This is a genomic window from Pseudomonas cimarronensis, assembly GCF_049331905.1.
Classification (GTDB): Bacteria; Pseudomonadota; Gammaproteobacteria; order Pseudomonadales; family Pseudomonadaceae; genus Aquipseudomonas.
The window spans coordinates 501,237-519,730 of sequence record NZ_CP186283.1 but is presented as its reverse complement, the minus strand read 5'-3'; the positions used below and the strand labels follow the sequence as shown (position 1 = coordinate 519,730).

Genomic DNA, 18,494 nt, shown 5'->3' with positions numbered 1-18,494 from the left:
CAAACATGCCATACAAGCATCAGTTGATCCCGTTGCAGGGGCGCACCGGCAGTGAGAGTGCTGAAGAAGCACTGCAGAGCATCGTCGACGGTTTCAAACGCTTTCGCAGTGAGGTGTTTCCGCAACAGGAAGAACTGTTCAAGAAGCTCGCCACCGCACAGAACCCGCGCGCGATGTTTATCACCTGCGCCGACTCGCGGGTGGTGCCGGAGCTGATTACCCAGAGCTCGCCGGGCGACCTGTTCGTCAACCGCAACGTTGGCAACGTGGTGCCAGCCTACGGGCAGATGATGGGTGGCGTGTCCACCGCCATCGAGTACGCGGTGCTGGCGCTGGGCGTGCAACACATCATCGTCTGCGGCCACTCTGACTGCGGTGCGATGAAGGCCGTACTGGCCCCCGAGACTCTGGAGAGCATGCCGACGGTGAAGGCCTGGCTGCGTCACAGCGAAGTGGCGCTCAAAGTGGTCGAGGCAAACTGCGGCTGTGAAGGTCATGACAGGCTGGGCGTTCTCACCGAGGAGAACGTGGTGGCCCAGCTCAATCACCTGTGTACTCACCCGTCGGTGGCGGCACGCGTGGCCAGCGGCCAGCTGTTTATCCACGGCTGGGTGTATGACATCGAAACCAGCGAGATCAAGGCCTACGACGCGGAGAAGGGCGAGTTCCGCCTGATCGGCGAGGGCTCACTGCCGATGGCTACTCCCCGCGCGCGCTATCTGCCGGGCAGCTAATCAGCCACCGTGCGGGGGGTTAAGGCCTGCTAACCCGCCGCGCGGGTTTCACCCAGTTGTAGCTCAACCCCGAGTTGCCGCGACAAGCACGGCCAGCGCTGCCAGGCCGCTTCGGTCTGCGGGCTGTGCAGGCGCTCGCGATAGGCCTGCACCGAATCCTGGGCAAAGCTGGCATCGTCGAGCATACCATCGACGGCGTGATGCACCGCTTCGTCCAGCTGATTGGCAAAGGGCTCGCCGATCAACTGGTGGGCGATCAGGTTGGCCACCGTGGTATCCAGTGGAATCAGCGGCGCGCCCAGGTGGGTGATGTAGCGGTCATTCACCTCTTCAACCAGGCGGTGAGCCAGGTAAGCCTCATCCAGCAATCCTTCCAAGCCTTCATGCCCGGCCATCAGTGCCGGCGGCTGCAGAAAGAACTGTTCGGCTACCTTGAGTACCGGCTTGATTTGCGCTTCGATCCCGGCTTCGCGGGCCACCTGCTGGGCTGCCTGCAGCAGCTCCGGCACCTGTTCGATATAAGCGCTGACAAAGCGCAGCAGCACACCGTCAGTGTCACTGCTGGGCAGGCGAATGGATGGGTGTAGCTGATCCAGATGGTTACGCATCTGTTCGGCTAACTGACCTGTGCTGGCTTCGTGTTGTTGCGCGCGTTGGATCAGTTGCTGCAATGCGGCGATGTTCATGACGGCTCCTGAATTAAGGACATGGGCGAGAACCTTAGCTGGCTCAGCGCATCTGCTAAGACCCGATTGTCATAATTATTAAACAGTTATACGAGTCGGCTATATAAGCCATCGCAGATTTCCGTCGATCCCACGACTGCCGCGGCTTTCAGCATAGGCCTTGTAGCCTTCACCCCATTTCGGCTTTCGCGTTGCCAGGTGCAAGTCCGTGTCTATACTCGAATTCGAAAGGCAGTACCTGATAACTCCGAATCAGCTGCGGCACGGACAGTTGTCACAGGCATTTTCACCGTGAAATGTGTGATGACTTAGCCACTGACCGATTCGGCGGGATAACAAGAACAATTAAGGGGAACCCGCAATGATGCGACATCCACGAGTCTGGATGGGCCTCCTGTTGTGGTTGGTATTCAGCTCGGCGCACGCCAGCTGGGGCGTCAACATGACGCCAGGTGCCACCGAGGTCAGCCGCTCAGTATTTGACCTGCACATGACCATCTTCTGGATCTGCGTCGTGATCGGCGTGATCGTCTTCGGCGCGATGTTCTGGTCGATGCTCGTCCACCGCCGCTCGACGGGCCAGGAGCCGGCACACTTCCACGAAAGCACCACGGTCGAGATTCTCTGGACCGTCGTTCCGTTGGTCATCCTGGTACTGATGGCCATACCGGCGACCAAGACCCTGATTGAAATCTATGACTCCAGTGAGTCGGAGCTGGATATCCAGGTCACCGGCTACCAGTGGAAGTGGCACTACAAATACCTGGGTGAAGACGTCGAGTTCTTCAGCAACCTGGCGACCCCCAAAGATCAGATCAATAACAAGGCCAGCAAAGGTGAGCATTACCTGCTGGAGGTCGACGAACCATTGGTGGTGCCAGTCGGTACCAAGGTGCGCTTTCTGATCACTGCCGCCGATGTCATCCACTCCTGGTGGGTGCCGGCACTGGCGGTGAAGAAGGATGCCATCCCCGGTTTCGTCAACGAATCCTGGACGCGCATTGACGAGCCCGGCATCTACCGTGGCCAGTGCACCGAGCTATGCGGCAAGGACCACGGCTTTATGCCCGTGGTGGTCGAAGCCAAGTCGAAAGAGGACTACGCCACCTGGCTGGCCGAGCGCAAGGTGGCCGCAGCCGCTGAGCGTGAGCTGACCAGCAAAGAGTGGACCATGGACGAGTTGATGGCGCGTGGCGAGAAGTCCTACCAGACCAACTGTGCATCCTGTCACCAGCCAAACGGTGAAGGCCTGCCGCCGATGTTCCCAGCGTTGAAAGGCTCGGCCATCGCCAAGGGTGAGGCCAAAGGGCATATCGATATTGTGGTCAACGGCAAACCGGGCACCTCGATGGCGGCCTTTGGCAAGCAACTCTCGGAAGTCGATATCGCCGCGATCATCACCTACGAACGCAACGCCTGGGGCAATGCGGTAGGCGACATGGTCACGCCGAAGGACATCCTCGCGTTCAAACAGGCTCAGGAGTAAGGACATGAGTGCAGTGATCGATCCGGGCCACGCTGGCCACGGTCATGCCGGACATGACCATCACCACGGCCCGGCCAAAGGCCTGATGCGCTGGGTGTTGACCACCAACCATAAAGACATCGGCACCATGTACCTGTGGTTCAGCTTCGCCATGTTCCTGCTGGGCGGCAGCATGGCCATGGTGATTCGTGCCGAGCTGTTCCAGCCGGGCCTGCAGATCGTGCAGCCGGAATTCTTCAACCAGATGACCACCATGCACGGTCTGATCATGGTCTTCGGCGCAGTCATGCCGGCCTTCGTCGGCCTGGCCAACTGGATGATTCCGCTGATGATCGGCGCGCCGGACATGGCCCTGCCGCGGATGAACAACTTCAGCTTCTGGTTGCTGCCAGCGGCGTTCGGCCTGCTGGTCAGCACGCTGTTTATGGAGGGCGGCGGGCCGAACTTCGGCTGGACCTTCTATGCGCCGCTGTCGACTACCTATGCGCCGGAATCGGTGACCTTCTTTATATTTGCTGTGCACCTGATGGGTATCAGTTCGATCATGGGGGCGATCAACGTGGTCGCCACCATCCTCAACCTGCGCGCTCCCGGCATGACCCTGATGAAGATGCCGCTGTTCGTCTGGACCTGGCTGATCACAGCCTTCCTGCTGATCGCTGTGATGCCGGTATTGGCCGGTTGCGTAACCATGATGCTGATGGACATCCACTTCGGCACAAGCTTCTTCAGCGCCGCCGGTGGCGGTGATCCGGTGCTGTTCCAGCACGTGTTCTGGTTCTTCGGTCACCCCGAGGTGTACATCATGATCCTGCCGGCGTTCGGCGCGGTCAGTGCAATCATCCCGGCCTTCGCCCGCAAACCGCTGTTCGGCTACACCTCGATGGTCTATGCGACGGCGAGCATCGCGTTCCTGTCGTTTATCGTCTGGGCGCACCATATGTTCACCGTCGGCATTCCGCTGACCGGCGAGCTGTTCTTCATGTACGCCACCATGCTGATCGCCGTGCCCACCGGGGTGAAGGTGTTCAACTGGGCCAGCACCATGTGGCGCGGCTCGATGACCTTCGAGACGCCGATGCTGTTCTCGGTGGCCTTCGTCATCCTGTTTACCATCGGTGGTTTCTCCGGACTGATGCTGGCCATCGCCCCGGCGGACTTCCAGTACCACGACACCTACTTCGTGGTGGCGCACTTCCATTACGTGCTGGTGCCTGGCGCGATCTTCGGCATCTTCGCCTCGGCTTACTACTGGCTGCCGAAGTGGACTGGGCACATGTACGACGAAACCCTCGGCAAGCTGCATTTCTGGATGAGTTTCGTCGGCATGAACCTGGCGTTCTTCCCGATGCACTTTGTCGGCCTGGCCGGCATGCCGCGGCGTATCCCGGACTACAACATGATGTTCGCCAACTTCAACATGGTGTCGAGCATCGGCGCCTTCATGTTCGGCGCAACCCAGTTGCTGTTCCTGTTTATCGTGATCAAGTGCATCCGCGGCGGTAAGCCAGCACCGGCAAAACCCTGGGATGGCGCCGAAGGGCTGGAGTGGTCGGTGCCATCGCCGGCGCCCTATCACACCTTCAGCACGCCACCGGACGTGAAATAAGGAGCGCACCATGAGCGAAGCCTTGTCGACCCGTCGTCTGGTTCTCCGCCTGTGTCTGGTGGTGGTGGCCATGTTCGCTTTCGGCTTCGCTCTGGTACCGATCTATGACGTGATGTGCCAGGCCTTCGGCATCAACGGCAAGACCGCCGGTGCTTATGAAGCCGGGCAGCAAAGCACCGATGCATCGCGTCAGGTGCGGGTGCAGTTTCTTGCTACCAATGCCGCCGAGATGGTCTGGGAGTTCGGCCCTCAGGCGGATGAAGTGGTGGTGCATCCGGGCGACAGCACGCAAATGCTGTTTATTGCCCACAACCCCACCGACAAGCCGATGACCGCCCAGGCGATTCCCAGCGTGGCACCGTCCAAGGCCGCGGCTTACTTCCACAAGACCGAATGCTTTTGCTTTACCCAGCAGGTTCTGCAACCCGGCGAGCGCATTGAGATGCCGGTGCAATTTATCGTTGATCGAGACTTACCGGCAGATGTTCGCCACCTGACCCTGGCCTACACCTTGTTTGACGTTACCGCGCGCATCCCGCCGGTGGCACAGGCGACCCTTACCCGGGCGGCTCAATAAGGAGAACAATAAATGTCGAGTCATGAAAGCCACGAGAACTATTACGTCCCGGCCCAGAGCAAATGGCCGATCATCGCCACGCTGGGCATGCTGTTATCGGTGTACGGCGTAGGCACCTGGTTCAATGATCTGAAGGCCGACCGCGCCGACTCCAATGGCCCATTGATCTTCTTTATCGGCGGCCTGTTTCTCGCCTACATGTTGTTTGGCTGGTTCGGCAATGTGATCAAGGAAAGCCGTGGCGGCCTCTACAGCCCGCAGATGGATCGCTCGTTTCGCTGGGGCATGAGTTGGTTCATCTTCTCCGAGGTGATGTTCTTTGCGGCGTTCTTTGGTGTGCTGTTCTACGTGCGTACCTGGGCCGGGCCCTGGCTCGGTGGCGAGGGCGACAAGGGTATCGCCAACATGCTCTGGCCGGGTTTCGAGTACAGCTGGCCGATGCTCAACACCCCTGATCCAAAACTCTATCCGGCGCCCAGTGGGGTGATCGGTGCCTGGGGGCTGCCGCTGATCAATACCATTCTGCTGGTCACTTCCAGCTTTACCCTGACCTTCGCCCACCACGCATTACGCAAGAACCACCGCAAGCCGCTGACCCTGTGGCTGGCATTGACGGTGATTCTCGGCCTCGCCTTTCTGGTACTGCAGGTCGAAGAATATATCCACGCCTACACCGAGCTGGGCCTGACCCTCGGCTCAGGCATCTACGGTGCGACCTTCTTTATGCTCACCGGCTTTCACGGTGCTCATGTGACCTTGGGCGCGCTGATGCTGAGCATCATGCTGATTCGGGTGATACGTGGTCATTTCAGCCCCGAGCAGCATTTCGGTTTCGAAGCGGCGGCCTGGTACTGGCACTTTGTTGATGTGGTGTGGATTGGTCTGTTTGTCTTCGTTTATGTGTTGTGAGGCGCTTACCAGGTGACGTGGGAAATCAGCTGGCCGCTGTAGAAGCCCCAGGTCACCAGGGCAATGGTCAGGGCCGTCAGCGTGACGCGCACGGTCAGTGCGTTGACCACCCGTGAGGTGCGGCCTTCGTCCTTGACCAGAAAGAACAGGCCACTGAACAGGCTGACCAGAGTCGCCAGCAGTAACAGGACGATCGCGGCTTTGAGCATGCGTGACTCCCAAGCGGAACTTCGGGGGAAGGGAAATGCGCTTCAGCTGCAGTATAGCCAGCCTGTACAGGGCTTCAGGGAGGTTGCTATGAGCGCCTTCCGTCCTGGCTGGCTGCCCAGCGTACTGGTGCTGCTGCTGTTTCCTTGTCTGATTGCCCTGGGTTTCTGGCAGCTGGCGCGGGCCGAAGAAAAGCGTGAGCTGCTGGCCGCACATCAAGCCCAACAGTTGGCTGCACCGATCAGCATTGATGAGCTGGAGCGTCAGACCAACCCGGCTTACCAGCGTGTGCAGCTGCAGGGTTTCTTCGATGCACGGCATACCCTGCTGCTGGACAACCGCACCCGCGACGGCAAGGTCGGGGTGGAAGTGCTGCAGCCCTTCTACGATCAGGCCAGCGGCCTTTGGCTGCTGCTCAACCGTGGCTGGCTGCCCTGGCCAGATCGGCGTATTACCCCAACCTTCACCACTCCAGATACGCCGTTGCGCCTGCAGGCCACGGTGTATGTGCCTCCGGGGGAGGCCTTTCAGCTACAGAATACGCCGGTAGCTGGCGGTTGGCCGCGTGTGATCAGCGAGGTCAAACCGGATGCCCTGTGGCAGCAATTGGGGCGTGGCGGGTTGAGTTACGAAGTACGCCTATTGCCTGGCCCGGCATCATTTCAGAGTGACTGGCCGGTGGTTGCCATGAGCCCGGACAAACACCTGGGTTATGCCGTGCAATGGTTCGCCCTGGCGGCGGCCTTGCTCGGTCTGTTTATCTATCTCGGTCTATCTAATGCGCGGGAGACTCGCCATGAACCCAGCCATCGCCCTGCCTGAAGTGTCACCCAGCCAACGTCGCCGCGGGCGGCTGCAACTGATCCTGATCTTGGCCGTGGTGATCGGTCCGATGCTTCTGGCCAGTGCCATGTACCAGTGGCGTTTCTGGGTGCCGGAAACCCGCAGCTACCACGGCGAACTGATCGGCAACGGACAGACCCGCGCCGACCTCGGCGTAGTTGGTGCCGATGAGCAGCGCTGGCAACTGCTGGTCACTGTTCCGGATGCCTGTGATGCCGCCTGCAAGGAACTGGTGTTCCTCGCGCGTCAGGTGCATATCGGCCTCAACCGGGATGTCGCCCGCGCTGCCCATGGCCTGGCCACTGCTCAACCCATTGCTGGCGATTATGACGCCCAGCTGCGCCGTGAATATCCGCAGTTGGCGCGTTATCAGCTGCAACTGGATGCCTATGGCAAGACGGCCGGCTCCGCCTCCGGCGCGCAGCTGTGGATCGTCGACCCGCACGGCAATCTGGTGCTGCGTTATGACGCCACCAGCAAGGGCAAGGCGATTCTCAATGACCTGCGGCATCTTTTGAAAATTTCCCAGATCGGCTAATGCTGGCAACGGCTAAGGACTGATGATGAGCAAGCCTGGTTACCGTTTTGCCCTGTTCGCCACGCTGTTGGCGGTCGTGGTGGTGCTGCTCGGTGCCTATACCCGCTTGACCCACGCCGGCCTCGGTTGCCCGGACTGGCCCGGCTGCTACGGCTTTATCGGTGTGCCGATGAGCGAGCACAAACAGACCCTGGCCGAAGCGCGCTTTCCCGACGCGCCGGTGGAAGTGGCCAAGGGCTGGTACGAGATGATCCACCGCTATTTTGCCGGTGCTCTGGGGCTGGTGATTCTTGGCCTGGCGGTGCAGGCGCTACGCCGCCGTGGCGAGGCGGGTCAGCCACTCAAACTGCCGCTGTTTTTGCTAGGTCTGGTGACGTTGCAGGCAGCCTTCGGCATGTGGACGGTGACCCTGAAGCTCTGGCCGCAAGTCGTTACCGCACATCTGCTCGGCGGTTTCGCCACCCTCAGTCTGTTATTTCTTTTAACCCTGCGCCTATCCGGCAAAATGGCCGTTTTGACCAATCTTCCCGCACGACTGCGTAGCCTGGCTGCGCTCGGCCTGCTGCTGGTGATCGGGCAGATCGCTCTCGGTGGTTGGGTCAGCAGCAACTACGCGGCAGTTGCCTGTGTTGACCTGCCCACCTGCCACGGAGAATGGTGGCCGGCGATGGACTTCGCCAATGGCTTTCACCTGACCCAACATATCGGCCCCAACTACCTCGGCGGCCAACTCGATAGCGATGCGCGCACCGCCATCCATATGACTCACCGTATCGGCGCGCTGCTGGTGACCCTGGTGCTGCTGCTGCTTGCCTGGCAGCTCAAGCGTCATTGCCTGGCGCGCCTGGCCGGTTTGCTGGTGCTGGCCCTGGCGGTGCAAATCAGTCTGGGTATCAGCAACGTGGTGTTTCATCTGCCGTTGCTGGTGGCTGTGGCGCATAACCTTGGCGGCGCGGCTCTGCTGCTGACCCTGGTGCTGATCAATTACCGACTGCGCAGCCCTGCATGGCTGACATCCACCGCAACAGACGCGCCCGGCGGCTTCGCCGCGTTGCCCGGCAAATAACCAGAACAATCGAGGAGAGACCTTATGGCTACTCTAGTGCGCGAACAGCAAGCCCACGCCAGTTGGCGCGATTATCTGGAACTGACCAAGCCGCGGGTGGTGGTGCTCATGCTGATCACCTCCCTGGTCGGCATGTTTCTCGCCACCCGTGCGGGTGTGGCCTGGGAAGTGCTGATCTTCGGCAACCTGGGTATCGGCTTGTGCGCCGGTGCGGCGGCGGCGGTCAACCATGTGGTTGATCGACGTATCGACTCGATCATGGCGCGTACCCACAAACGGCCGGTGACCGCTGGACGGTTGTCGCCGGCGGCGGCGCTGGGCTTTGCTCTGTTGCTGGCGGTGGCCGGCATGGCCTTGCTGCTGACCTTTACCAACGAGCTGGCCGCCTGGCTGACCCTGGCCTCCTTGCTCGGCTACGCAGTGCTCTACACCGGTTTTCTCAAGCGCGCCACGCCACAGAACATCGTCATCGGTGGCTTGGCTGGCGCTGCGCCACCGCTGCTCGGTTGGGTCGCAGTCACCGGGCATATCAGCGCCGAACCGCTGCTGCTGGTGCTGATCATCTTCGCCTGGACGCCGCCGCATTTCTGGGCCCTGGCCATCCACCGCAAGGAGGAATACGCCAAGGCTGATATCCCCATGCTGCCGGTGACCCATGGCGAGCACTACACCAAGGTGCATATCCTGCTCTACACCCTGGTGATGTTTGCCGTGACCCTGCTGCCTTATGCCATTCATATGAGCGGGCTGCTCTACCTTGCCTGCTCCGTGCTGCTGGGCGGGCGTTTTCTGTACTGGGCGGTGGTGTTGTACCGTGACAGCAAACCGCATGCGGCGATCAGCACCTTCAAGTACAGCATCTGGTATCTTTTCGCGCTGTTTATCGCCCTGCTGGTCGACCACTATCTGCTGTTAAACCTGTAATCGTTGGTGCCATGAGCCGAACCCAGATCACCGTTTTTGTTCTCGTTGCTATCGTTGCCCTGGTACTGGGCCTGACCGTCAACAAGGTGCTGACCAGCAAGGGCCAGGGTGACCCCACCGTGCTGCTCGATGCCGGCATCGTCCTGCTGCCACAGAGCCGCAACTTGCCGGAGCTGAGCCTGACCAATCAGGACGGACAGACCGTGGCGGTGGATCAGCTCAAGGATCAGTGGAGTCTGCTGTTCTTCGGCTATACCTTCTGCCCGGATATCTGCCCGGCCACCCTCGCCCAACTGCGCCAGCTGCAAGGCCAGCTGCCGCCGGAAACCCTGGCCAAATTGCGCATCGTGCTGGTTACGGTGGATCCGCACCGTGATACGCCGGAGCAGTTGAAGAAGTACCTGGATTACTTCGATGCGGGCTTTATCGGCCTGACCGGCGAAGAGGCAACCATTCAGAAATTGGCCAATGGCGTCAGCATTCCGTTTATCCCGGCCGATACCAGCAAGGAAAACTACACCGTCGACCACAGCGGCAACCTGGTGCTGATTGGCCCCGACGGCAAGCAGCGTGGCTTTATCCGCGCGCCGATCAACAACACCAAGCTGGCCGCTCAGTTGCCCGGCCTACTCGATCGCCCATAACCCGCTATTTGGCAAATAGCTGGCTGATGTCCTTGAACGCCTTGAACTCCAGGGCGTTGCCGCATGGGTCGAGCAGGAACAATGTGGCCTGCTCGCCCACCTGGCCGGCGAAGCGCACATAGGGTTCGATCACAAATTGCGTGCCCTTGGCCTGTAGCCGTGCCGCCAGCGTTTGCCAATCCTCCCAGCCCAATACCACACCGAAATGCGGCACCGGCACGTCGTGGCCGTCCACCGGGTTGCTGTGTGCGGCTTCCTGGTAGGCCATCTTTGGCGTCTGGTGGATCACCAGTTGGTGGCCGAAGAAGTCGAAATCCACCCAGTGGTCGCTGCTGCGGCCCTCGGCACAGCCGAACACCTCGCCGTAGAAATGCCGTGCGGCTGCCAGATCGTAAACGGGAATTGCCAGGTGAAAGGGTGCGAGCGCCATGGGCTAGGTCCTTGAGGTTAGGGTCATAAGATTCTCAGCAGCAGCGATACTGATGAAAAGCGAATATCCTTGCTTGCAAGCACCAATAAAATTGATAAATCGAGACGTCGATGCTGCGTGAATTGAAAACCTTTGTGGCGGTGGCGCGGCATGGCACCTTCGCGGCGGCGGGTCAGCAAGTTGGTCTTACTCAGTCGGCAGTCAGCGCGCAGATGCGCGTGCTGGAGCAGGGGCTGGGCGTACGACTGTTCGAGCGCAGTGGGCGTTCGGCGGTGCTCAATGCGGCCGGTCGGCATGCCTTGCCGCTGGCGGAGCAGATGCTCGGGCTGTATGCACAGATGGCCCTGCCGACCAGCGCGGCTGAGTGGCAGGGCGAGCTTAAGGTCGGGGCGATTGCCACGCTGCAGACCGGCCTGCTGCCCGAGGCCTTGCCGCGTTTTCGCGCGGCCGCTCCACGGGTCGAGCTGAAGCTGGTGCCGGGGGTGTCGCTGAACTTGCTGAGCCAGATCGATGCCGGCGAACTGGACCTGGCGCTGCTGATCAAGCCACCGTTCGATCTGCCCAAGGAACTGCTGCAGATCAGTCTGGCGAGCGAGCCGTTTGTGCTGATCACCCCGCTCGGCGTGACGGCGGATGACCCGTTGCAGATCCTCGCCGAGCAGCCCTTCGTGCGTTACGACCGGCGCTCGTTTGGTGGGCGGCGGGTCAATCAGTTCCTCCGCGAGCAGCGTCTGACGGTGCAGGAAGCGCTGGAGCTGGACGAGCTGGAAGCCATCGTGCGCATGGTCGAGTGTGGCCTCGGCGTGTCGCTGATTCCGCGAGCAGGCCTGTGGCTGCAGCGGCCGACGCAGTTACGGGTGATCGAACTGGGCGAGCTGACTTTCCACCGCGAACTGGTCGCCGTGCTGCGCCGCGCTCAGCGTCAGCCGGCCCTGGACTGCCTGCTGGAGTGCCTGCGTGAAGCGGCCACCCGGCCTTAAACGACAAACCCCGCAACAGGGCGGGGTTTGGTAGAGGGTGCAGCTAACGTGGCGTCTTAGAACGCTGGAACCACAGCGCCCTGATACTTCTCAGCGATAAAGGCTTTCACTTCGGCGCTGTTCAGTGCCTTGGCCAGCTTCTGCAGGGCGGCGTTGTCCTTGTTGTCGGCACGCGCCACCAGGATGTTGACGTACGGCGAGTCACTGCCTTCGATGGCCAGAGCATCCTTGGTTGGGTTGAGCTTGGCTTCCAGGGCGTAGTTGGTGTTGATCAGCGCCAGGTCGACCTGAGTCAGCACGCGCGGCAGGGTGGCCGCTTCCAGTTCACGCACCTTGATGGCTTTCGGGTTCTCGACGATGTCTTTCGGCGTGGCGAGGATGCCCGCTTCCGGCTTGAGGGTAAGCACCCCGGCCTTTTGCAGCAGCAACAGGGCGCGGCCGCCGTTGGTGGCGTCGTTGGGGATCACCACGTTGGCGCCTTGTGGCAGCTCATTCAGGTTTTTGTGTTTGCTGGAGTAGGCGCCGAAGGGCTCGACGTGCACGCCGGCTACGCTGACCAGCTCGGTGCCACGGCTCTTGTTGAACTCATCCAGATACGGCTGGTGCTGGAAGAAGTTGGCGTCCAGGCGCTGCTCGGCAACCTGCACGTTGGGCTGCACGTAGTCGGTGAACACCTTGATGTTCAGTTCAACGCCTTCCTTGGCCAGGGCCGGCTTAACGAACTCGAGGATTTCTGCGTGCGGTACGGCAGTGGCGGCGACGCTCAGGCTTTCGGCCTGGGCGGAGAACGCGGCCAGGGCAGCGACTGCGGCGATCAGTTTTTTCATGACTAACTCCTTGTGGGATCGGGGTTGGCGACGGGTAGTCGCCGGCTGTTTATTTGCGGGAAAAATGCACCACCAGCTTGTCGCCGACGGTTTGTAGAATCTGTACCAGCACCAGCAGCAGGATCACCGTCACCGCCATCACGTCCGGCTGATAGCGCTGATAGCCATAACGCACGGCCAGATCGCCCAGGCCGCCGCCGCCAATCAGGCCGCTCATGGCGGTGTAGGACACCAGGGTAATCGCGGTCACGGTGATCGCCGCGATGATGCCGGGCAGTGCCTCGGGCAGCAGCGCGTTGACCACGATCTGCCGGGTGGTGGCGCCCATGGCCTGGGTCGCTTCGATAATGCCGCGGTCGACTTCACGCAGCGCGGTTTCCACCAGGCGCGCGAAGAATGGCGTGGCACCGACCACCAGCGGCGGGATGGCGCCGGCGACGCCCAGCGAGGTGCCGGTGACGATCACCGTGAAGGGGATCATCACGATCAGCAGGATCACGAACGGCACCGAGCGCAGAATGTTCACCAGCAGCGAAAGGAAGCCGTAGAAGGCCTTCTGTTCGAACATCTGCCGTGGGCTGGTAAGGAATAGCAGCACGCCCAGCGGCAGGCCAAGCAGCACGGTAAACAGCATGGAGCCGCCGAGCATGCTCAGGGTGTCCAGGCTGGCATAGCCGATTTCCGTCCAATCAACGTTGGGGAGTAGGCGAGTCAGTAGGGCTTCCATCAGCGCAGCACCTCCAGATGTACGTCGGCGGCTTTAAAGCGCGCCAGCGCGGCGTCCAGGTCGCCGCCGGTCAGGGCCAGGGTCAGCTGGCCGTAGGGGGTGTCCTTGATACGGTCGATACGCCCGGCGAGGATGCTGTAATCCACCCCGGTCTCACGTGCCACGGTGCCCAGCAGCGGCGCGTAGGTGGCTTCGCCCTGGAAAGTCAGGCGCAGAATGCGGCCCTGCACATGGGCGAAATCATCGCGCTGCTCGTTCTCGTCGATCTGTTCGGCTTCCTGCACGAAGCGCTTGGTGGTGGCGTGTTGCGGGTGCAGAAACACCTCGGCCACCGGGCCGGACTCGACGATTACCCCGGCATCCATCACCGCCACGCGGTCACACACGCGGCGGATCACGTCCATCTCGTGGGTGATCAGCACGATGGTCAGGTTCAGCTCGCGGTTGATCTCGGCCAGCAGTTGCAACACCGAGGCCGTGGTCTGCGGGTCGAGGGCGCTGGTGGCCTCGTCGCACAGGAGGATCTTCGGTTCGGTGGCCAGGGCGCGGGCGATGCCGACGCGCTGTTTCTGCCCGCCGGAGAGCTGCGCCGGGTACTTGTTGGCGTGATCCTGCAGACCGACGCGGGCCAGCAACTCCGTCACGCGGGCATTGATCGCGCTACGCGGCAGCTCACCGGCCAGCTTCAGTGGCAGGGCGACGTTGTCGGCGACGGTCTTCGATGACAGCAGATTGAAGTGCTGGAAGATCATCCCGACCTGCTGACGAAAGCGCCGCAGCCCTGCGGCATCGAGTGCGGTGACGTCTTCGCCGTCGATCTCGATACGCCCGCCGGAAGGCTGCTCCAGACGGTTGATCAGACGCAGCAGGGTGCTTTTACCGGCGCCGGAATGGCCGATGATGCCGAACACTTCGCCCCGGGCAATCTGCAGATCGCTCGGTTGCAACGCGGGGATGTCCTGACCACTGACGCGATACGCCTTGTGGACCTGGTGAAAATTGATCACGGAATAAACCTTTTGGGTTTTTCGGGCTGCCGGGTAGGCCGAAACGGCGGCTAGTCTACCCGGCGCTGTTTAGGTCGCAAAAATCTTTGTAGACCTATGGTTATAGCTAAATTGCATTAGATGGCTGACTGCTCTGGGCAGTGTAGCCAGCGCCAATGCAAACGACCGGGCAAGCCCGGTCGTGATCGCAGCGCAACCTGGTTAACGCTGCGGGCTAAGCACCAGCTGCGGCACTTGAGCGGGCTTGATTACCTGGCTCATGCGCGGGCTGAAACTCGGGTCCAGGCGCTTGATCCGTGCATTGAGCAGGGAGGCGACCCAAGGGAAATCCTTGGCCTCGCGCACTTCGATGCGCACAGCACAGCGGAAGGTCACGATATCTGCTGCGACACCGTCAAGCAGGCTGCGCAGGCGTTCGTTGTCCTGGTTGTCGAGCATCGGCATGCCGACCACGCTGCTGGCGGCGGCCGGGTCGATGATGCGCGCCTGCGGTTTGGCCGGCACGGGAGCCGGCGCTTCCACGGCGGGGGTGTTGGGCAGCTGAGTGGCCTGGATGGCAGCAGCCTGACGTTCCGCCGCCAGACGCAACTGGCGCGCTTGCTCCAGACGGGCTGCTTCGGCCTGGGCAGCTGCTTGCTCGGCGGCACGACGGCGCTGTTCGGCGGCAGCCAGTTCGGCTTCACGGGCCTGGGCGATGGCGCCATCCAGGCCGGTGGTCAATGCCGGTGCCTGCGGCATCAGGCTGCGCGCGCGGCTCAGGGCTTTGGCGGCGTTATCCAGATCACCGCTTTGCAGGGCTTTCTGGCCCTGCTGCAGATGGGCTTCGGCGAGCTGGCGCTGGTATTGCTCCAGGCGGGTATCGCCGGCGGCGCGTTGCTGCAGGCTGCCGAGCTGGCTTTCGGCGTTGCTCAGGTCACCACTGGCCAGGCTCTGATCGAGCTGACGGAAGGCGCTGACCAGATCATCCACCGGCAGGTTGGCCGGTTGCGGCGCGCTCTGGCAGCCGGCCAGCAGTAGAACCAGACTGAGGGCAATTCCACGGAAAACGAACGATTTCATGACTGCGCGTCTCGAATTGTGCAAAAAACGCGCAAGTTTACACTGTGCCCGGAAGCATCACCAATCTTTCAGGCGGTGCGCCGGGGCAGGGCAAAGCTCAGCAGAAACAACGCGGCGGCGCTGACCACGATGGACGGCCCGGCTGGCGTGTCCTGAAACCACGACAGGCTCAGCCCGCCGCATACCGCAACGATGCCCAGCAGGCTGGCGCCGAAGGCCATCTGTTCCGGGGTGCGCGCATGGCGCTGGGCAGCGGCGGCGGGAATGATCAGCAAGGAGGTGATCAGCAGTACGCCGACAATCTTCATCGCCACGGCGATCACCACGGCGATCAGCAGCATCAGACTCAGGCGAATCGCCGCCACCGGCAGGCCTTCGACCTTGGCCAACTCTTCGTGCACGGTAATCGCCAGTAGCGGGCGCCACAGCAGGGCCAGCAGTATCAGCACCAGGGCGCTGCCGCCGATGATCCAGGCGAGATCAGTGGGGCCGACCGCCAGCAGGTCGCCGAACAGATAGCCCATCAGGTCGATGCGCACATCCTGCATAAAGCTCAGCACCACCAGACCTAGCGACAGGGTGCTGTGGGCGAGGATGCCGAGCAGGGTGTCTGAGGCCAGTGGCTGGCGGCTTTGCAGGGTCACCAGCAGCACCGCGAGGAGTACGCAGCCCACGGTGACTGCCAGGGTTGGGCTGACATCCAGCATCAGTCCGAGGGCGACGCCGAGCAGCGCGGCATGTGACAAGGTATCGCCGAAATAGGCCATGCGGCGCCACACCACAAAGGAACCCAGCGGTCCGGCGACCAACGCCAGGGCGAGGCCGGCGAGCAGGGCGTTGAGCAGAAAATCAGCCATGCGTGCAGCCATCTCCGTGGATATGCGCTTTTACCGGACCCTTGATGCTCAGGCCCGCAGGCGTTTCAGTGACCACCGCGCCATGCAGATCGTGCTCGTGATCGTGGTGGTGGGTGTAGACGGCCAGGCTCTTGGCGTCTTCGCCGAACAGCTCGACAAAGGCCGGATCGAAGCTGACCTGCTCCGGATGGCCGGAGCAGCAGACGTGACGGTTGAGGCAGACCACCTGATCAGTGGTGCTCATCACCAGATGCAGGTCGTGGGAGACCATCAGCACGCCACAGCCATGGCGGTCACGCAGCTGGGTGATCAGGCGGTACAACTCGGCCTGGCCGGCCACGTCGACGCCCTGCACCGGCTCATCCAGCACCAGCAGTTCCGGCTTGCGCAGCAGGGCGCGGGCCAGCAGCACGCGCTGCAACTCGCCGCCAGAGATGCTTTGCAGTGGGCTGTCGAGTACCTGTTCCGCGCCTACTTCGGCCAGCGCGGCCTGCACATCCGTGCGGCTGACGCCCGGTACCAGGCGCAGAAAGCGCAGCACCGAGAGTGGCAGGGTGGCATCCACGTGCAGCTTTTGCGGCATATAGCCGACGCGCAGTTTGGGCTTGCGCCAGACGTTGCCGGTGTCGGGTGTCAGCAAGCCGAGTACGGCGCGCACCAGGGTGGTTTTGCCGGCGCCGTTGGGGCCGATCAGGGTGACGATTTCCCCAGGCTTTACGCTGAGCTGCACATCCTGCAGCACATTCTGCCCGGCGAAGGTCACGCCCACTTCGGTGAGGCGAATCAGGGCATCGTTCATGCCTGCTCCTGGCAGCCTGCGCACAGGCCGACCACTTCTACTGTCTGGCTTTCCACGGCAAAGCCGACACCGGCCGCGCTGCTGATGATGGCGTCGCTGATCGTGGCCTGCTCCAGCTCGATAGCCGCATTGCAGCTTCGGCAGATCAGGAACTGGCCCTGGTGGGCGTGCTCCGGGTGGCTGCAGCCGACAAAGGCGTTGAGCGAGGCGATACGGTGCACCAGGCCGTTTTCCAGGAGGAAATCCAGGGCGCGGTATACCGTGGGCGGTGCGGCACGGCGGCCGTCTTCGTCGCTCAGCACGCCGAGGATGTCGTAGGCGCCCAGCGGTTTGTGGCTGGCCCAGACCAGCTCCAGCACACGTTTGCGCAGAGCGGTCAGGCGCAGGCCCTGACGCACGCAGATGGCTTCGGCCTCGGCCAGGGCATGGCTGACGCAGTGGGAGTGGTCGTGGGGGCGCGAGGCCAGCGGAGCTTGAGTCATGGGCAACGACGAATAAGATGAGAGACGTTATTATATTACCCGTTCCTTCCCGCTTGAGTGCTCCCCGTGTTGCGTCTTTTTCCGGCTTTTGCCCTGTTCTTTATCACTTTTCCCTTGAGTTTCGCGGTACACGCCGATGTGCGCGTGCTGACCAGCATCAAGCCGCTGCAGCTGATTGCCGCTGCCGTGCAGGACGGCGTCGGCCAGCCCGATGTATTGCTGCCGCCGGGCGCATCGCCGCACCACTACGCGCTGCGTCCCTCCGATGTACGCCGCGTGCGTGATGCCGACCTGCTGTATTGGATTGGCGCGGATCTGGAAAGCTTTTTGCCGCGCGTGCTGGCCGGCCGCGAGAAACCGAGTGTGGCGCTGCAGGATGTTCCGGGTATATCCCTGCGTCATTTTGGCGACAGCCATGCGCAACACGCCGAGCATCAGGATGATCACGCAGATCACGCAGATCACGCAGATCACGCAGATCACGCTGACCAGCATGACCATGCCCATCGCCCCGGCAGCCTGGACGCGCACCTCTGGTTGCTGCCGGCCAATGCCCGGGTGATTGCCGGCAAAATCGCTGCCGATTTGGCGCAAGCAGATCCGGCCAATGCCACGCGTTATCAGGCCAATGCCAAGGCGTTCAGCGCGCGTCTGGATGCCCTGGATCAGCGCCTGAAAAGTCGCCTGAACGGCCTGGCAGGCAAGCCCTACTTCGTTTTCCACGAAGCCTACGACTACTTCGAAGCCGCCTATGGCCTCAAGCATGCCGGCGTGTTCAGCGTACTGGGTGAAGTACAGCCGGGCGCCCAGCACGTGGCCGCCATGCGCGAGCGCTTGCAGCAGGCAGGGCCGAGTTGTGTGTTCAGCGAACCGCCTTTCCGCCCGCGCCTGGCGCAAACCCTGACCGCCGGGTTGCCGGTTACTCTGGCTGAGTTGGACGCCCTCGGTGGTGCCTTGCCGGTAGACGCAAAGGGCTATGAAACTTTGCTGGAGAATATGGCGGGCGAATTGGCGGGTTGCCTCGAGGCGCTGTAATCAGCGCTCGGGGCTAAGAATCTGCCTACGATCTCGCGAGCTAGAGCCATGCAAGGCAAAAACAGGCG

Annotated in this window: 22 protein-coding genes; 12 read left to right on the top strand and 10 right to left on the bottom strand. The window is 61.9% G+C overall.

Going from position 1 to position 18,494, the window contains the following annotated elements:
- The first annotated feature begins 5 nt into the window (after positions 1–5).
- A complete protein-coding gene (locus ACOCLD_RS02470) occupies positions 6–734 on the top strand; it encodes a carbonic anhydrase (RefSeq protein WP_422910720.1) in 729 nt (242 codons plus the stop codon).
- Positions 735–763: 29 nt separating this feature from the next.
- Here the strand turns inward: ACOCLD_RS02470 and ACOCLD_RS02465 are convergent, their stop codons facing one another.
- The gene (locus ACOCLD_RS02465; RefSeq protein ID WP_422910719.1) at positions 764–1,420 is read right to left on the bottom strand and encodes a hypothetical protein; all 657 of its coding nucleotides are present in this window, start codon (positions 1,418–1,420) and stop codon (positions 764–766) included.
- Positions 1,421–1,781: 361 nt separating this feature from the next.
- On the opposite strand from ACOCLD_RS02465, the gene coxB reads away from it, so the two are divergent.
- From coxB to ACOCLD_RS02445, 4 genes are read left to right on the top strand one after another with little or no spacing between them, the layout of a single operon-like run.
- Entirely contained in the window at positions 1,782–2,906 is a 1,125-nt protein-coding gene (gene coxB / locus ACOCLD_RS02460; protein WP_422910718.1) for a cytochrome c oxidase subunit II, read from the top strand.
- Between the two features lie 4 nt (positions 2,907–2,910).
- Positions 2,911–4,515, top strand: coding sequence for a cytochrome c oxidase subunit I (ctaD, locus tag ACOCLD_RS02455; protein WP_422910717.1), 1,605 nt, complete (start codon positions 2,911–2,913; stop codon positions 4,513–4,515).
- Between the two features lie 10 nt (positions 4,516–4,525).
- Positions 4,526–5,092: a cytochrome c oxidase assembly protein gene (locus ACOCLD_RS02450; protein WP_422910716.1), complete on the top strand. Its 567-nt coding sequence runs from the start codon at positions 4,526–4,528 to the stop codon at positions 5,090–5,092.
- A 12-nt stretch (positions 5,093–5,104) separates the two neighbouring features.
- Positions 5,105–6,001, top strand: coding sequence for a cytochrome c oxidase subunit 3 (locus ACOCLD_RS02445; protein ID WP_257776303.1), 897 nt, complete (start codon positions 5,105–5,107; stop codon positions 5,999–6,001).
- Between the two features lie 5 nt (positions 6,002–6,006).
- Here the strand turns inward: ACOCLD_RS02445 and ACOCLD_RS02440 are convergent, their stop codons facing one another.
- A complete protein-coding gene (locus ACOCLD_RS02440; protein ID WP_422910715.1) occupies positions 6,007–6,210 on the bottom strand; it encodes a twin transmembrane helix small protein in 204 nt (67 codons plus the stop codon).
- 88 nt (positions 6,211–6,298) lie between these two features.
- Between ACOCLD_RS02440 and ACOCLD_RS02435 the strand changes: the two genes are divergently transcribed.
- Genes ACOCLD_RS02435 through ACOCLD_RS02415 form a run of 5 tightly spaced genes read left to right on the top strand, consistent with a single transcriptional unit; the run spans position 6,299 to position 10,223 of the window.
- Complete coding sequence (locus ACOCLD_RS02435; protein ID WP_422910714.1) at positions 6,299–7,030, top strand: SURF1 family protein; 732 nt, start codon at positions 6,299–6,301, stop codon at positions 7,028–7,030.
- Positions 7,005–7,589: a hypothetical protein gene (locus tag ACOCLD_RS02430; protein ID WP_257776300.1), complete on the top strand. Its 585-nt coding sequence runs from the start codon at positions 7,005–7,007 to the stop codon at positions 7,587–7,589. Before ACOCLD_RS02435 ends, ACOCLD_RS02430 begins: the two co-directional genes overlap by 26 nt.
- 25 nt (positions 7,590–7,614) lie before the next feature.
- Complete coding sequence (locus ACOCLD_RS02425; protein ID WP_422910713.1) at positions 7,615–8,655, top strand: COX15/CtaA family protein; 1,041 nt, start codon at positions 7,615–7,617, stop codon at positions 8,653–8,655.
- Between the two features lie 24 nt (positions 8,656–8,679).
- Positions 8,680–9,579: a heme o synthase gene (cyoE, locus tag ACOCLD_RS02420; RefSeq protein WP_422910712.1), complete on the top strand. Its 900-nt coding sequence runs from the start codon at positions 8,680–8,682 to the stop codon at positions 9,577–9,579.
- A gap of 11 nt (positions 9,580–9,590) precedes the next feature.
- The gene (locus ACOCLD_RS02415; RefSeq protein WP_422910711.1) at positions 9,591–10,223 is read left to right on the top strand and encodes an SCO family protein; all 633 of its coding nucleotides are present in this window, start codon (positions 9,591–9,593) and stop codon (positions 10,221–10,223) included.
- 4 nt (positions 10,224–10,227) lie between these two features.
- Here the strand turns inward: ACOCLD_RS02415 and ACOCLD_RS02410 are convergent, their stop codons facing one another.
- Positions 10,228–10,653, bottom strand: a complete 426-nt coding sequence (locus ACOCLD_RS02410; protein WP_422910710.1) for a VOC family protein — start codon at positions 10,651–10,653, stop codon at positions 10,228–10,230.
- Positions 10,654–10,763: 110 nt separating this feature from the next.
- On the opposite strand from ACOCLD_RS02410, the gene ACOCLD_RS02405 reads away from it, so the two are divergent.
- The gene (locus ACOCLD_RS02405) at positions 10,764–11,633 is read left to right on the top strand and encodes a LysR substrate-binding domain-containing protein (protein ID WP_422910709.1); all 870 of its coding nucleotides are present in this window, start codon (positions 10,764–10,766) and stop codon (positions 11,631–11,633) included.
- Positions 11,634–11,689: 56 nt separating this feature from the next.
- Here ACOCLD_RS02405 and ACOCLD_RS02400 read toward each other — a convergent pair whose 3' ends face one another.
- From ACOCLD_RS02400 to ACOCLD_RS02370, 7 genes are all read right to left on the bottom strand, one after another.
- Entirely contained in the window at positions 11,690–12,460 is a 771-nt protein-coding gene (locus ACOCLD_RS02400; protein ID WP_422910708.1) for a MetQ/NlpA family ABC transporter substrate-binding protein, read from the bottom strand.
- 49 nt (positions 12,461–12,509) lie between these two features.
- Positions 12,510–13,187: a methionine ABC transporter permease gene (locus tag ACOCLD_RS02395; protein WP_422910707.1), complete on the bottom strand. Its 678-nt coding sequence runs from the start codon at positions 13,185–13,187 to the stop codon at positions 12,510–12,512.
- A complete protein-coding gene (locus ACOCLD_RS02390) occupies positions 13,187–14,194 on the bottom strand; it encodes a methionine ABC transporter ATP-binding protein (RefSeq protein ID WP_422910706.1) in 1,008 nt (335 codons plus the stop codon). The genes ACOCLD_RS02395 and ACOCLD_RS02390 overlap by 1 nt, the downstream gene beginning before the upstream one ends.
- Before the next feature lie 201 nt (positions 14,195–14,395).
- Positions 14,396–15,253: a PA5502 family lipoprotein gene (locus ACOCLD_RS02385; RefSeq protein ID WP_422910705.1), complete on the bottom strand. Its 858-nt coding sequence runs from the start codon at positions 15,251–15,253 to the stop codon at positions 14,396–14,398.
- A 68-nt stretch (positions 15,254–15,321) separates the two neighbouring features.
- On the bottom strand, positions 15,322–16,110 hold the full coding sequence (gene znuB, locus ACOCLD_RS02380) for a zinc ABC transporter permease subunit ZnuB (RefSeq protein WP_422910704.1): 789 nt from the start codon (positions 16,108–16,110) through the stop codon (positions 15,322–15,324).
- Positions 16,103–16,909 (bottom strand): zinc ABC transporter ATP-binding protein ZnuC, encoded by an 807-nt coding sequence (gene znuC / locus ACOCLD_RS02375; protein WP_422910703.1) that lies wholly within the window; start codon positions 16,907–16,909, stop codon positions 16,103–16,105. The genes znuB and znuC overlap by 8 nt, the downstream gene beginning before the upstream one ends.
- Complete coding sequence (locus ACOCLD_RS02370; RefSeq protein WP_422910702.1) at positions 16,906–17,391, bottom strand: Fur family transcriptional regulator; 486 nt, start codon at positions 17,389–17,391, stop codon at positions 16,906–16,908. Before ACOCLD_RS02370 ends, znuC begins: the two co-directional genes overlap by 4 nt.
- A gap of 66 nt (positions 17,392–17,457) precedes the next feature.
- On the opposite strand from ACOCLD_RS02370, the gene znuA reads away from it, so the two are divergent.
- On the top strand, positions 17,458–18,426 hold the full coding sequence (znuA, locus tag ACOCLD_RS02365; protein WP_422910701.1) for a zinc ABC transporter substrate-binding protein ZnuA: 969 nt from the start codon (positions 17,458–17,460) through the stop codon (positions 18,424–18,426).
- The last annotated feature ends 68 nt before the right edge of the window (positions 18,427–18,494 follow it).